The sequence below is a fragment of the Nocardia terpenica genome, assembly GCF_013186535.1.
GTDB classification, from domain to species: Bacteria; Actinomycetota; Actinomycetes; order Mycobacteriales; family Mycobacteriaceae; genus Nocardia; species Nocardia terpenica.
The window spans coordinates 260,482-275,231 of the sequence record NZ_JABMCZ010000005.1 but is presented as its reverse complement, the minus strand read 5'-3'; the positions used below and the strand labels follow the sequence as shown (position 1 = coordinate 275,231).

The following is a 14,750-nucleotide window of genomic DNA, read 5'->3' as shown; positions in this document are numbered from 1 at the left end:
CACCTCTGTCACTCTGCGGGATGGTCGGGGTCGCAGGAGGTGTCGGCGGGCGGGAGGATGCCGTCGCTGTAGTAGGCGTTGATCGCGTCGTTGAGGCAGGTGCTCAGGCCGGTGCGGAAGGTCATGTGAATGCGGGTGTTTCGCAGGGTGACCAGGCGAGAAGCGGGCATCGCGCGGTGCAGGCGCTGGGCGTGGTCATACGGGGTGCGGGGGTCGCCGGTGGACTGGACCAGCAGGGCGGGCACCGAATTGTGTACTCGGGTGGGAGGTTCGGCGGGGCGGGGCCAGTAGGCGCAGGGCTGGATGTTGTTGGCCAGTGCGCCGAAGACCGGTTCGGTGGTGCGGGTGAGGTCGATGCGGCGGCGGTACCACTGGGGGTCGGTGGGGGCGGGGGCGTCGGCGCAGGCGATCCGGGCGAGGGCGGAATTCTCGCCGTCGCGTAACGCCGTCAGCACCGAGCGCAGGCGGGGGGTGTGCGCGGTGGCGGGAGGTCGGCCGATGGTGTCGGCCAATTCGCGCACGATGTCGGCCAGTGCCGCGTTCAGGCGAAAGTTGTTGAGGTAGTTGTGCAGAATGAACGGCAGCCAATGATCGTCGACCGGGAAATCGTCGACGATGATCGGCTGGTGTGCGGCGGCGCGGATCAGGTCCTCGATCCGGGCGCGCACCTCGGCGGCGGTGGTCCCGAAGTGGTAGGTGTCCTCGCGGGCCGCGACCCAGCGCGCCCAGTCGTCCAGCGCGGCTTCGTCGGCGGGCCCCCAGTCCTGGACCATGCCCTCCCAGTACCGGTCGGGGTCGATCGAACTGTCGAAGACCATCCGGCCGCTGTGCGCCGGGAACATCTGGGTGTACACCTCACCCAGATAGGTGCCGTAGGAGACGCCGTAGTAATCCAGCTTCCCCGCGCCCAGCACCGCCCGGATCACGTCCATGTCGCGGGCGGTGTTGCGTGTGGTCAGTTGCCGCAGCTCGGCCGGGTCGCCGGTGGTCAGGCAGGTGTGTGCCATTCCGGCGGCCTCGACACTGTCGTGGCGGAAGCCGGACTCGGTGAGACCGGCCGATCGGATCATCTCGCCCACCGCCCAGCCGCAGGGCCGGGTGTGTTCGGACCGTCCCACCCCGCGCGGATCCATCCCGATCAGGTCGTAGCGGGCCACCACCTCCGGTGCCAGCACATCGCCGATCAATCCCACGCTGTCGAGCCCCTCCCCGCCGGGACCACCCGGATTCGACAGCAGCACACCGCGGCGCAGCTCCGCATTGCCCGCCCTGATCCGGGAAATCGCCACCGTCGTGGTGCGAGCGCGCGGCGCCGAGTAATCCAGCGGTACCACCACATTCGCGCACTGCGCCCCCGCGCTGTCCAACTCCTCGACGCCGCACCGCTTCCACTCGAGGCGCTGGTGATAGAACCGGGCCAATCCACTGGGATCCGGATCCGACCCTGCCACCAGTGCCGATCCGATCACGACAGCGACCATCAACCGGAATAGGTTCGCCAACAACAGCGTTCGCCTCGACTCGTCCGCGGGAGCTTGCTACCGCTGTACCATAGTCGATCACAACCAGTCGGTACTGTTCGTTGTCAACTCGATGATTTCGTCGGCGTAGGGCACGCGCCGTTGACCCTGGACGCCAAACGTTTCCGGAAACAACGGCCGGGTATACCGGCCCCGGGCGGGGGATGTCTCGGAGGGGCGTGATCGCCGATGGCCGGGGACGAACAGGTACCCGACGCGGAGAGCCGGTCGGGCCCGGAGATCGAGGTGTTCATCGACTCGTGCGACCGGTTGGTGCGGGATCTGTTCGGTATCGATCTGCGCCTGCGCCGGGCACGCGGTCGATCCCCGGACACCGGCGAGGAGGAATGGCCCGGCCTGATCGACGACCTGGCCGTGCTGGTGCGGGATTCGAGCACCGCCATGTCCGCGATCTCGCGGACCTTCAGCGACAGCCGGACCGGACGGTGATCGACGCAGCCGCCTGGGTTCTCCGCTGGGCCGGGCGGCGCGGCCTGCCGCGCAGGACCTGAAATCCCGCCCGCGACACCATGATCGGGATGCGGCGCGCGGCCTGCAGATGCCGCACGCGCGCGGCGTCGGGCAACTCGTCCCACGGCAGGGGCAGCGCGTCGTCGGCGTCGTGGGAGGCGGCGAGATTCGCCGCGCGGGTCGCGATCCGCTCCTCCATCCACCGGTCGTATTCCAGCCGGGCCAGCAACCGCACCTCGTCGTCGTCGAAGGTGACCTCGAGCTCCGGGTCACCGGCGGGCACCATGAAGCATCCGATCGTGGCCAGGTTCTCCCCGATGCGCCGGGCCTGCACCCGATCCCGCTCGCGTTCGGTGTCGGGCAACTCCTCCCAGCGGCGCAGCACGTGGGCATCGGCGGGAGCCTCGCCGGTGGTCATGGCCTCGTGCACCCGGGCCTGATGCGCCACCCGCTCGCTGGTGTCGTGCACCGCCTGCGCCAGCTGATCGGTGACCCGGGCGGTGATGTAGCCGGTGAGGCTGTCGATGACCCGATCCTGCGCGGTCAGGCGGGCCTTCATCTGCCGGCACTCGTGCAGGATCGCCTCGGCGTCGAGGAAGGTCTGCTCGGAGCGGCGATCACCGGCCCGGCCGAGGACATCCTGACCCACCATGATCACGATCATGAACAGCAGCTGCGCCAGGGTCGACAGGAACGTCATGAACAGGAACGGGTACGGGTCGAACCGCTGAACCCCGGCCACCGCCAGCAGGATCCACAGCACCTGCGTCCCGGCGGCCAGATAGAACGCCCACACGCTGCCCACCCGCTCGGTGAGCCACGCCGCGATCCGGTCGTTGCGGGTCACCACCTGATCGCGGGCCTGCGGCGGATGCCGCACGTGATGCTGCTCGATCCACGGGTGCGGGCTCGACTCCAGCAGGCTCAGCCCCCGGCTCAGCGCCCGATCCTGCCGATCCAGGTGCGACTGCAGATCGGCCACCAGCGTGAAGATCGACTCGGTGTTCTCGTAGGTCTGCACCGCGCGCCGGTCGGCCGCCGCGCTCAACACCCGCTGCCCGACCAGGATGATCAGGCACAACACCAGCTGCGCGATATTGTTGACGAACAGCAGGAACGGGAACGGGTACGGGTCGAGCCGATGCAGCGGCCCCCACCAGGTCGCCAGCGTCATATACGCGCCGAACACCACCAGCACCGCATACAGCGCGGGCATCGATCCCACCCATCGGGTCACCGCCGCGGCGACCGCGTCGTTCACCCCGACCCGCTGATCGGCCATCGATACCGGTGAGTGCCGCGGGTCGGTCGCGTGGCTACCGCTGGTCAACTGTTCAGTCCCCTTACGTGTAGTTCCGTTATGTCCCACTGTAATTCGAGCTCGGCCGTCGGCTCGGTAGCAGCAGGGTGGTGAATCGGAGGGTGAGTTCGTGCAGTGCCCATTCGATCGGGCCGCGGCGAAACAGGCTGCGCCAGAGGGTCGCCAGCAGCAGCGAGCCCGCGACGAACAGGGTGAGTAGCTGCCACGACGGCTGATGCAGCCCGCTGTCGGGGAGCGGGGCGTCGGGGTCGTCGGGGACGGGCATCAGCAGGTGGATCGCGATGATCTGCAGGACGTACAGGCTGAGGGCGCAGGAACCGGCGGCGATGAGCGGGTACAGCGGGGCGTGCAGGCGGGCGGTCACGGCCAGCAGCGCACCGAGTACCGCGAAGGCGACGCCGGTCGCGCCGAGGACGTCGAACGGTGTCCCGGAGTGCGGGCTCGCGACCGTCAGCCACCACCAACTGGTCGTCGGCACCGCGCCGAACCCGCCGCCCGCGTCGAGGAGTTTCCCGGCATCGAACGGGGTGCCGGACTCGGCGAGCATCGCGGTGAGCATGTCCAGCAGGTGCCGACGCCCGCCCAGCCGATGCTGGGCCAGCCAGGAACCACCGTAGCCGAGGGCGATGAGCGCGGCGCCGATGCCCAGGGGCAGCGCCGGGCGCATCGAGCGGATACCGGTGCGGCCCAGGGCGAGTCCGGCCAGCAGGAACGGCATCCAGGTCAGCACCGGGTAGGCGCCGGTGAGCAGTGTCATCTCCGATGCCTCGCGCACACCGGACCACGACCCGAACATCGCGAACGCCGGGCTGCCACCGAAGCTGTTCTGTGCCAATCGTTCTCGGATCAGGAAGGAGACGATCGGACCGGCGATCGCCCAGGCGAACGCGATCAGGGCCAGGGTCCGCGGGCGTAATCGCAACAGCGGCAAGCAGAGTAGGAAGAAGACGCCGTAGTAGAACAGAATCACCATCACCGGTGTGCGCAGTTGCACGAGGGCCAGACCGATCAGCGCGATGACGACCGCCCGCGCGGCGATCCGAACCAGCACCCTGCGCCCCGCCCGGCCCGCGGGCATCCGCTCACCGCCCGACAGCAGCGCCAGCGAAACACCCGCGAGCACCGCGAACAGCGCCGAGGACCGGCCCGAGAAAATCTCCAGCCACCCCGCGCCCGGCTCCCCGGGATGAGGTCCGACATGCACCGCGAACATGCCCAGAACCGCCAGGCCGCGCGCCGCGTCCAGGCCGACGACCCGCGACGGGGCCATGGAGTCGCTCATTGTCACCTCTCGCCGAGCCGGACTGGATCGCCGCCCAAGCTACCGATCGGCAATAGCGCCGAACACCCTGATTCCGACAAATACGCCGCGAGGATGATGCGTCGGCAACTTTCGGCTACGGCACTGTGGCGGGCGGCTGCTCCTCGGGGATGTCGACGGCGACCCGCGGCAGGAAGTAGCCGACGAGCGGGCCCATGGTGAGCGCGATGAGCACGGTCCCGATGCCGACGGCGCCGCCGAGCAGCCAGCCGGTGACGGCGACGGCGACCTCGATGCCGGTGCGTACCACCGCAATCGGGCGCCGGGTGAGCCGGACCAGGCCGGTCATCAGGCCGTCGCGGGGCCCGGCGCCGAACTGCGCGCCCAGGTAGACCGCGTCGAAGAAGGCGAGCCCGATGATGCCGAGGATCAGATACATCGCCTGCGCCACGAGGCCGGTCGGCCGGGGAACGATCGACGCCGTCGCATCGGCGGCCACCCCGACCAGCACCACATTGAGAAGCGTTCCCACGCCCGGTAATTCCCGCATCGGGAACCAGGCCAGGAGCACGGCCACCGCGATGAGGTTGGTCGCCGTGCCGAAGGAGATCCCGATCGATCTCGACACTCCCTCGGTGAGCACGCTCCAGCTGGCCGCGCCGAGCCCCGAGCTCACCAGCACCATCACCGAGGCGCCGTAACCGAGCAGGCCGACCAGTAGCTGCGGGAATCGGCGCAGCTTCCGCCCGGCGCGCAGTTGCTCGACGGCGTTGCGGCGGCGGAGGACGAAGCGAGGGGTCATCGGCCCACCCTCCGGGAATTCTGGTCTGTGATTCCATAGCCAGATTGGCGATACTGGTTCGATGAAGATCGGTTCGCACGCGGTGGCACGGATGCTGGGGGCATGGCACGACGGTCCGGGACCGGCGCATCAACGCCTGTCGGACAGGTTGCGGCTGCTGGTGTTGGACGGGCGGCTGGCGCTGGGTGCGGCCCTGCCGAGCGAGCGGGACCTGGCGCTCACGCTGGGAGTCAGCCGCACCACCGTCGGCACGGCATACCGGGCGCTGGCCGACGCGGGTTATCTGGGCACGCACCCGCGATCGCGGGCCGTGGTTCGCCTGCCCGATGAAGGCACCCCGGGCGTGCCGACCGCGCCGCTGTCGTCGACCATCGATCTGTCCTTCGCCGCCCCGGCCGCGCCCGGAGTGATACTGCACCGTGCTTTCACCCAAGCGCTGGAACAACTTCCGCGTCATTTCGGTCGCCGCGGATACGAGCGTGACGGCGTCGCCGAACTCCGGGAAGCCGTGGCCCGCTGGTACGGCAGGCGGGGTCTGGCGACTCGGCCGGAGCAGATCCTCGTCACCAACGGCGCGCAGCACGCGGTGGCCCTGATCGCCCGCACCCTGCTCACCCCCGGCGACCGCGTCGTCATCGAGCACCCCACCTACCCGCATGCGATCAAGGCCCTCACCGACGTCGGCAGCCGCCTGGTCCCGGTAGCGCTGGAACCCGACGGGTGGAACGTGGAACAGCTGCGCGCGGCGAGCCGGAATGCGAAGCTGGCCTACCTGATTCCCGACTTCCACAACCCCACCGGATTGTGCATGCCCGCCGACATCCGCCGCCGCATCAGACTGGACTGCCCGGTCGTCGTCGACGAAACACTGGCCGACCTCGCCCTCGACGTCGCCCCGCCGCCCCCGTTCGCCGCCCACCACCCCGCCACGATCAGCATCGGCTCCACCGCCAAGAGCATCTGGGGCGGGCTGCGCATCGGATGGATCCGCGCCACACCCGCCCTCCTGAACCGCCTGACCCAGGCCCGCCCCGGCACCGACCTCGGCACCCCCGTCCTGGAACAACTGGCCGCCGCCCTCCTCCTCGACAGCCTCGACACCTACCTCCCCACCCAACTCGACCAACTCCGCACCCAACGCCGAACCCTGCACACCGCTCTCGCCCACCACCTCCCGGAATGGACGGTCCCCATCCCCCCGGGCGGCCTGTCCTTCTGGATCACCCTCGACACCACGATCAGCTCCCGCCTGGCAGCCCTGGCCCCCGACCACGGCCTCACCCTCGCCGCGGGCCCCCGCTTCGGCGTAGGCGGCGCCTTCGAACGCCACCTCCGCCTCCCTTACTCCCTGCCCCTCGAAACGCTGAAAACAGCGGCCCACCAACTATCTTCGGTGCGAGGCGCCATCATGAAGGGGGTCCGGGGGAAACACAAACCTTCGGCGGTTGCGTGAGCTCCGGGGTCGGTCCGAGTGCAGGACCGCGAGGTCGTGATCGCGTCACCTCCGGGCCACCGGCTGAGGGAATGGTGTGGCTTTCGAACCCCCGCCTGCCGAGGCCAGGCGGCTTCTGGAAAAGCTCGATGACCTGTTCTGGCGCTATTAGGCTAGTTGCTGGTGTCGTAGTTGTCCGCGAAGGCCAGTACGCGCGGCGCAAGACGCATGTAGGGAGGCACTTGCATCCGACGCGTGAAGCCCGGACCAGTCTGCAGCGCATACAAACCGCGCCTGCCATCGAATCGGCCGATCAGTTCCCTTACCGTGGCGGCATCATCGGCCGTGTTCGGGTACAGGATGGCATCGAGCTTCTCTTGCAGCTTGCCTATCAGCGGCCGGATGGCGTTGATCATGTCCAGCACGTTGGGATCGGAAGTCATCTGTTCTAGCTCACGACGCTTCAGCCAGCTCTCCCTAGCCTCCCTAGTGAAGTGGAGCATGTAGTCCCGGTCCATGTACACGTTCACCGCAGGTTCTCCGTGTAGACGTGCCGTGAAGTCGTACTTGAAAGCGTTGATATCGCCGTGCAACAGCGCATCGCGCATCTTTACCAACCAGCGATACTCGAACGACGTGCTCAGCAGGTCGTCAAACAGGTTCAGCAATGCTTGCTCTTGCGGAGTCCGTCGACCGAACGCGTCACGTACGGATCGAATCGACTGATCCTTGTGGCTGTGCAGTGCACTCGTGAACGAGATCAATGCCGAACGCAACCTACGCCGTCGCTCGTCGATGGCATCCTCATCGACCAATGAGATCCGGCTGTCTCGTAGATCGGTAGTCACACCGATCAGCACATCGCAGAATCTGTTGCTTTCATCTGAGATGTGTTGCAATAGCTCACTGTCCAGCATCTGCCGAAGCCGGTCGTACGCATCGCGGTAACGATTGTTTTCGTCTTCGGTGAACGAACACACCTTCGTGAAGATGATTGCTACATCGATACTGGGATCGCGGTAGCCCAGGATGGCACCGTATGGGTCGGTGGCGGCAGCTGCGTCGTCGGCCGCGTCTTGATCCATTTGCTGTTGAGCAGCCTCTTGAGCTGCTCGGAAGCTGGCGCCCACAGACTCGATGCGCTGTCGGATCTCGTTCGCCGAGGGCACTCCCTCGGACAACCAGCGGTGACCATCGCGCACGATGCCGCCCAGAACATTCTGAAGAGAACCCTGTGTAGCGGCGCGTGTCATCCGATCCCTGGCATCGGGAGTATTTGCATAATCCGTCATCGCCGCGTTCATCGCCTGGGCCAGTGCACGAAATGTCTCGATAACTATCACCATCGCCGGACTGGTCGGCGGCGGTGCGGTGTCCGGCGAAACACCGTCCTTCCACGCGTCCGCAGCGTTCACGCAGAAGTCGAACGGGCCGTCACCCTCGATGTCGTCGAGGCTGGCGACAAACTCCTCCAGTCTTCCGACCCATTTCCCTACCTGCGCTACGTTTTCCTGTTCCTCTTCCACGTCTTTGCCTTTCCTTGAACTGTCACATCTTGTGCGGCTCCCTTCGTGTGGGCAGCCGAACATCATCGCACGAGGTCCGACCAACGCATGGCAATTCCCCCCGGGTATCTTCATCCGCCCTAGCAGCTGCCTGCGGAGCGCACGTGCGATCACTGGCTTGTCGGACATGCGTCTTGAGCCTCGATGGGCCTTCCGAGGAAAGCGGGAACTTCGAACACCACGGTGAATTGTGGGCTGTCACCAGCCTGACCGGCATCGACAAACATCCTGCAGTCCTGCTCACAAGTCAGATTCAACTTGCTGGTCCGCCCGCCCGCGAGTGCGCTGATCTGTGATCAGTCGGCTCGCTTCCCGCCCAGCCGTCCGTTGGTTCGGCCTGCCGGTCGGCGTCGTGGTTGGCATCGGCAGCATACGGGGTGAGCCCGGGTGATCATGGAGTCCACGTTGACATGCCAGTCGATCGTTCCGGCCGCGTCGGCCAGCATCTGCAGCAGCACCGCGATGTTCGCTGCTACTGCCGTCCGCCTGTTTTGCCTTGCTGACCAACGATTTCATGGCGGTGTCTGTCAATCTGCCACACAACCCCTACCTGCGGCCCATAGAGGATTTGAAACCACCCGTTTCCGCAGGTCAGGGCCGTCTTTAGTGCAGCACCGTAGCGTCTTGAGGCAATGCGGTACATTCCACGACACAAACACTCGCTGCAGACCGTGGCCTGGTCAACGGGGTCCGGCGAGTCTTTTCGGATCGGAAACCTAAGTTGGCCAAGGAAACTTCGGGTCCGGTGGGTAGGTGCGGAGGGCTGCGGGCTCCCCTGTGGAGGGCCTGGGAAACGGTTCAGGCCGAGCCGGTATCATCCGCCTGTCGGGCGGTTGTCCAGCGCGGCGTAGAGATGGTGGTCGCCATTCAATAGTTTCCGATTGGCTTCGTATCGGTTGTCAGGCTGGATCCATGTCGTCGTCAGGAGCCTGGAGTCGGAGCTCTCGAGGCCTTGCCGTCGGCGGAGTAGTCGAAGAATCTGGCACCGCGCTCGATGAGGTAGTGCGTAGCTGCAGGAGCTTGGAGGTTCCGGTCGCTGGGTTCGGTGTTGCCGGTCGATCGTTGTCTGTTCCGGTCGCTAGCCACATCGGTAGGTGTTCATCGGGGGGCAATCAGCATGGTCTTGGTCGCTTCGAAGGCCATGGTGTCCCTTCCACCTGGTCGTATAATCATCAGCTTACAAGGTGGCAGCGGGCGCTGCTAACCTTGCTTCGCCGGTGTCGAGTTCGGTTGAAGGTCGGCGAAGTAGCTTCGATGGTTTACCGAAGCTGGTGTTCTGCAACAGCATTGGCGACGGTGAGTGAAAGATGCTGGTACGCACGGCCAATGGAGTGCGCACCGGTGCTTATTGCGTATTCGCAGTACTGTCCGGGAGGGCGGATGGGTAGGAGATCAGGTGGGAGGCAAGGTCTTTCCGGAGACTACATGCCGGTCGGTGCGATCTTGCAGCGTTACCGGAAGGAAGCCAAGGTGGATCTGGACAGCTTGGCGGCGGAGGCTCACTTGTCCACGTCGTTGCTGTCGAAGATCGAAGCGGGGCACAGGCAGGCGACCAAAAAGACGGTACTGACCCTCGCGCCGATCCTGAATATCCCGGAGTCGGAACGGAAGCGGCTTCTGTGGCTCGTCGACCCCTATCTGCGTGAGATGGAGCGGAGTGCGGATGGCGGGCGGGGTCGTCCGACACTGCGTGAACTGAACGTGTTGGATGCCAACCCGTTTCCGGCGTGCTATATGGAGCCGCCCATGGGGCTGGATGGTGCGCTTCACGTAATCGTTGCTACGAACGCAGCGTTCGACCGATTCTTCCCGGGCCTGGGGGCGGGCGTCAGTACGGTCGAGTACGAACTTCTGCACCGGGCGGCGAAGGATGTCTTCGTGCGATGGGACGAGGACACCCACCATCTTGTGAGATCTTGCCGGGCCCAGTTGAGCGGGTTCGTCACCGACACGCGTATCGAGGAGTTGAAAAACACATTCCGTCGAAATCCAGATTTCGACGGAATGTGGGACACTCCCTACCCCACGAGACTCGAGTCGCGGGACACGGTCTGGGTGCGCGATACCAGCGATGGAACTGCGTTCGAGATGTATTTCCGCATGTCGTGGGACAACACTCCATGGCTGCACTATGGTCTGACACCGGTTGACCTCGCACGCTATCTGAAGCGCTATCCGATCGAGACGGAAAGAGCTTAGTCCGGGGTTCTCCTGGAGACAGTCATGGGCAGCTGTGGCGGCCTGAGACTGGCTGCTAATCGAGGGCGAGGCCGATGATCGGCGCGGGCCAGGCGTAGACGCCATCGGGCAGCGACAGACGCTAGAGCGAGGATCAGCTCGGTCAATGCGAAATGCTCGCCTATGCACCGACGAGCACCGTATCCGAAGGGAATGTACACGCCCGCCGGCGGTTTGCCCGATCCCCACCGATCGGGGTCGAATCGAAAGGGGGACGGATACAGGTCGGGCCGGTGGTGGAGAAGGTACGGGCTGACCGCGAGTGTGGTGCCGGCCGGGATGACGTACGTGCCGAGTTGGGTGTCGGTCATCGCGGTACGCGTGAGGAACCACACCGGTGGATATCTGCGCAGTGTTTCGTTGACGATCTGCCGGGTGTACTGCAGTCCGGGCAGATGTTTGTGTGTGGCAACGTGGCTGCCGGCGAGGGTGTCGTCGACTTCGGCGTGAAGTCGTTGCTCGACCTCGGGATGGGTGGCTACCAGGTACAGTGCCCAGGCCAGCGCGGTAGCGGTGGTGTCGATTCCGGCGACCTGGAACAGCAGCAGTTGATCGACGATCTCGGTATGAGTCAGACACTCCCCAATGTCGCGGGTGGACAACAGGATCGATAGGAGGTCGTCGCCGTGATCGCTGTTCGCGCTGCGGTCGGCAGTGTTCGCGGTTCGGACCATCAGGTCGCGCAGGCGCCGGTTCGCTGCCTCGTAGCGGCGGTTGCCGGGCGTCGGGATCCGGTGCAGTGCTGGCGGGACGACCATTCGTCTGGCGGCCACAGCGACGAGAGTGTCGATGTCATCGATGATTCGGCCGAGCGCGCTGGGTGACACGCTGTGTGGGAACACGGTCCTGGCCAGGATTTTAGCTACCAGCGTATTGGTTTCGGCGGTGATGTCGACGGTATCTCCGTGCCGCCACGCACCGAACGTAGTGGCGATTTCCATGCTCATCTGGGTGGCGTAGCCGGGCATGCGGGCCCTGTGGAAGGCGGGCTGGACAAGTCGGCGCTGTCGGCGATGTTCGTTATGGCTACAAGTGGTCAGGCTGTTGCCGACCACCTCTTTCGCGCGATCGAAGAACTGGCCGCCCTTGTCGAATCGCTCACCGTTGGAAAGAAGTTCGTGCGCCAGCTCTGCTGTACACGCCATGAGGATTCGTGCGGGGCCGACGCGGAGTTCGACGAGTTCTCCGTGTGCCGGCATGGACGTCAATAAGTCGAGGTGGTTGCGGAACCGCAACATGTGGCCGAGTAAAGGGAGTGCGCCGGGCAGGCGAGTTGCTGATGACGCGGGTTTGATGGATGAGGTTCGCTCCGACACCTTCGTTACTCCAGATGCTGGGCGCGGGCCGACAACGGCCCGCGCCGGTACACGATTGCTGATCCGGACGGCAAGCCTGCGGTGAGTGCGACAGTCAGGATGCACGCACGCCCTTCCCATCGCGCGGCCAGTACTCTCTGGCAACACGCCGCCTGCCGGGTAGGAACCGATGCCTACCTCGACAATCAGTCTCGTAGCGTGAATCGCGTAATGTCAATGCACTCTTTGTGCAAACTCTTTCGTTGCAGATGCAGGCAGGGGCTGATCGTGGCGACAAATCGCCAGCTGAGGGCCCTGATGCGATCTCTGGATACGGCGCGAAAGCTGTTGACAGCCACGTTCGAAGGGATCCAACAGATCTGTGCCGCAAGGGATTTCGCGGCTAGAGGATTGTCGGCTGACCTCGGGTGAGGGCTGCTGGTGAGGTGTCGGCCAACTTTGCACAAATTGTGAAAATGTACGAAGGTCCTGGCATGTGGGAGACGGAAAGCGTTTTGCACAAAGAGTGCATTGACACAGCGGGTGGCGCCCGAGAAGACTGAATATCCAAGGCGGACAGGTACTCCGCCTCGAAAGCGAAGTATTCATGGAAGGGGCTCGCATCGAGATGGGGTGAGTTCGGGGACGCGTAGCGTCGCTGACATCCAGGCTTGTCCACTGTGGGCGCGATACTTCGGAGCTTCCGTATAGTGTGCCGATCCCGGCGGTATCGAGGGGTGGGATCGGTCCGCTGCTCCGGACTGCTGCCAGCGGTATGCGGCGCAACGAGTTCGGGGCGGCCCCACGCCAAGTTCGCGTACGAGGATGTAGCCGAGCGATCGCGACTGCCGCTCGCGGGGCCATTCGGATGTGAAGGGCCTCGCAGTGCCAACTATTGCTGTTTACAGGAGCTGATATGGTCATTGATGGGGTTTCGCCAACTGCGCGTGGGGTGCTCGATCACCGGGCCGGTCTATTCGACATCATCGCTGTCCATGGTCTCGATGCAGTGATCCTGCGGCTCGCCGTGCTCCATGCCAGCGGCTACCACTATGCGGCCCGCGCAATGGAATGCGAGTTGCAACAACTCAATCTTCTGCAACGCGAACACTCACCATTGCCCGGTGCTCTTTCTCTAGCCTGACTTTCCCAACTACGCAGCGACGAAATGCTATGACCGACCAGTCGGCGATTTCTAGAGGTATCGCTCGCAGGGCTCCAGCGGAGTCTATGTCGCTGGAGCCCTGTCCTCCCTGGTGCGAACGCCCTGCCGGCCACCACTGGGAGGACGACGTTGGCGACGGTGTCCAGATGCGCCTGCATTGGCGTGTGTTTCCGATCCCAGGTACCGATCACGGCACCGTCATGATGAGCGCCGCCGAATATCTGCGCATCGGTGGCACGCAGAGTGATCCGCCCGATTTTATTATCGACACCGGCGTTGTTGGCGACGGTGAGATCAATGCTGACGGGGCTCGAGGGCTGAACCACGTCTTGGCCGAAGCGCTGGAGTTGATGGCAGAGCATGCCGACTCAGAAACCGATGAACACGCTCGACGATCCGGGCTGCCCGACACGAATAGGAGGAGTCACTGTGCCCAAATTTGTTCGGAGCGAGAAATATTTGGCAGGGCGTCTCGCGGTTCTGCAGTACACGAAGAAGGCGAGCAGCCACCCTACAGGATCGAGTCGATGCGCCGAGATCGGTAGCAGCTTCCTTCGCCAGGATCGCGAACACGAGAACGGACGACTCGAGCACTTGGACGGCTGGTCGAGCGCCCCGCTACGCTGTCCGAACCTGCCTCCCCCGGAGACGGTTGCTGAGATTCTCCATCTGCACCAGCAATTCCACTTCGGGCCGTTGAAGATCGCGATGTATCTGCAGCGCCACCACGACGTACCCATCAGCCGATCCGCGGTGTCGCGCATCCTGAAACAGCTGGATGTGAACCGGATGCCGATCTCGCAACGGTTCAAACACCATAAACGTCGATATACGCTTTAAAGCGGCGGCCTCGAAGCTCCGGCCATCGGATCGTCAAGCGGGACTGTCGAAATCGCTGATCACCCAGATCGAGACCGGCAAAAGGCGAGCGGGAAAGGAGGTGATGGCGAGAATCGCTCTGGTGCTCGACTTGTCAGCCACTACCCAGCGATGGCTTCGGGGTCCCGCCGCGCTCCATGTAAAACTGGACGGTATCTCTGCTCTAGAGTCGGCGCACCCGCACTGGTGGACCGATTCCCCGGCGCCGTGGTCCACGCCACCGAGGGCGCCGTCGCCCGGATGGCCGCGTCCGCGGGCTCGGCTCGAGAGTAGATGTGGGACAAGTGGTTTCCCGGCCGGATCCCCGATACACCGGTGATCGCCGCACCGATTCCCGCCGACGGTTTCGAGTTGGAGGGGCACCGGCTGTACGCCGTGGAGGCGGGGTACAGCGACACCGACGACTCCACCGCACTGCACGTCCCCTCGATGGGCCTGGTGGTCGCGGGCGACATCGCCTACAACGGTGTGCATCAATACCTCGCCGAGGGCGGCAACGGCGGACTCGACGCCTGGCTGCGCGCCATCGACACGGTCGCGGCGCTGCACCCACGCACCGTGATCGCCGGGCACAAGGACAAGACCCTCGCCGACGGCCCCGTCATCCTCGACCAGACGCGACAGTATCTGACCGATGCCCGGCGACTGCTGGACGGAAACCTCACTGCGCGAGAATTTTTCGACGCCATGCTGACCCTGCATCCGGACCGGCTCAACCCGGGCGCCCTGTGGCTGTCGGCGACCGCCCTACTCGGACGGCCCGGGGTGCGATCACGACCATGACCGCACCCGACCCGACGC

The 14,750-nt window shown here is 65.0% G+C and carries 12 protein-coding genes; 6 read left to right on the top strand and 6 right to left on the bottom strand.

The genetic code is table 11. From position 1 onward, the window contains the following. Positions 1-8: 8 nt before the first annotated feature. On the bottom strand, positions 9-1,469 hold the full coding sequence (locus HPY32_RS37100; RefSeq protein ID WP_197696506.1) for an alpha/beta hydrolase: 1,461 nt from the start codon (positions 1,467-1,469) through the stop codon (positions 9-11). A gap of 240 nt (positions 1,470-1,709) precedes the next feature. Between HPY32_RS37100 and HPY32_RS37095 the strand changes: the two genes are divergently transcribed. Further along, positions 1,710-1,970: a hypothetical protein gene (locus HPY32_RS37095; protein WP_067588594.1), complete on the top strand. Its 261-nt coding sequence runs from the start codon at positions 1,710-1,712 to the stop codon at positions 1,968-1,970. Here HPY32_RS37095 and HPY32_RS37090 read toward each other — a convergent pair. The 3 genes from HPY32_RS37090 to yczE all read right to left on the bottom strand — a co-directional run bounded on the left by HPY32_RS37090 (position 1,945) and on the right by yczE (position 5,375). Next, entirely contained in the window at positions 1,945-3,321 is a 1,377-nt protein-coding gene (locus HPY32_RS37090) for a DUF1003 domain-containing protein (protein ID WP_156674484.1), read from the bottom strand. The two genes, HPY32_RS37095 and HPY32_RS37090, sit on opposite strands and share 26 nt — an antisense overlap. 28 nt (positions 3,322-3,349) lie before the next feature. After that, on the bottom strand, positions 3,350-4,594 hold the full coding sequence (locus tag HPY32_RS37085; RefSeq protein WP_067588598.1) for a heparan-alpha-glucosaminide N-acetyltransferase domain-containing protein: 1,245 nt from the start codon (positions 4,592-4,594) through the stop codon (positions 3,350-3,352). Positions 4,595-4,709: 115 nt separating this feature from the next. Next, complete coding sequence (gene yczE / locus HPY32_RS37080) at positions 4,710-5,375, bottom strand: membrane protein YczE (protein WP_067588601.1); 666 nt, start codon at positions 5,373-5,375, stop codon at positions 4,710-4,712. Positions 5,376-5,436: 61 nt separating this feature from the next. Here yczE and yczR point away from each other — a divergent pair, with 61 nt between their 5' ends. Next, a complete protein-coding gene (yczR, locus tag HPY32_RS37075) occupies positions 5,437-6,828 on the top strand; it encodes a MocR-like transcription factor YczR (RefSeq protein ID WP_171983251.1) in 1,392 nt (463 codons plus the stop codon). A 152-nt stretch (positions 6,829-6,980) separates the two neighbouring features. Here the strand turns inward: yczR and HPY32_RS37070 are convergent, their stop codons facing one another. Further along, entirely contained in the window at positions 6,981-8,333 is a 1,353-nt protein-coding gene (locus HPY32_RS37070; RefSeq protein WP_067588607.1) for a hypothetical protein, read from the bottom strand. Between the two features lie 1,464 nt (positions 8,334-9,797). Here HPY32_RS37070 and HPY32_RS37065 point away from each other — a divergent pair. Then, positions 9,798-10,571 carry a helix-turn-helix domain-containing protein gene (locus HPY32_RS37065; RefSeq protein WP_067588609.1) on the top strand — a complete coding sequence of 258 codons (774 nt, stop codon included), beginning with the start codon at positions 9,798-9,800 and terminating at the stop codon, positions 10,569-10,571. On the opposite strand, the gene HPY32_RS37060 is transcribed toward HPY32_RS37065, so the two are convergent. After that, complete coding sequence (locus HPY32_RS37060) at positions 10,568-11,926, bottom strand: cytochrome P450 (protein ID WP_269456511.1); 1,359 nt, start codon at positions 11,924-11,926, stop codon at positions 10,568-10,570. The genes HPY32_RS37065 and HPY32_RS37060 overlap by 4 nt on opposite strands. 895 nt (positions 11,927-12,821) lie before the next feature. Between HPY32_RS37060 and HPY32_RS37055 the strand changes: the two genes are divergently transcribed. The 3 genes from HPY32_RS37055 (at position 12,822) to HPY32_RS37045 (ending at position 14,732) form a co-directional block, all read left to right on the top strand. Further along, complete coding sequence (locus HPY32_RS37055; RefSeq protein WP_156674485.1) at positions 12,822-13,049, top strand: hypothetical protein; 228 nt, start codon at positions 12,822-12,824, stop codon at positions 13,047-13,049. 399 nt (positions 13,050-13,448) lie between these two features. Then, positions 13,449-13,910 carry a hypothetical protein gene (locus tag HPY32_RS37050; protein ID WP_156674486.1) on the top strand — a complete coding sequence of 154 codons (462 nt, stop codon included), beginning with the start codon at positions 13,449-13,451 and terminating at the stop codon, positions 13,908-13,910. 312 nt (positions 13,911-14,222) lie between these two features. After that, positions 14,223-14,732, top strand: a complete 510-nt coding sequence (locus tag HPY32_RS37045) for an MBL fold metallo-hydrolase (RefSeq protein WP_067588613.1) — start codon at positions 14,223-14,225, stop codon at positions 14,730-14,732. Positions 14,733-14,750: the final 18 nt, after the last annotated feature.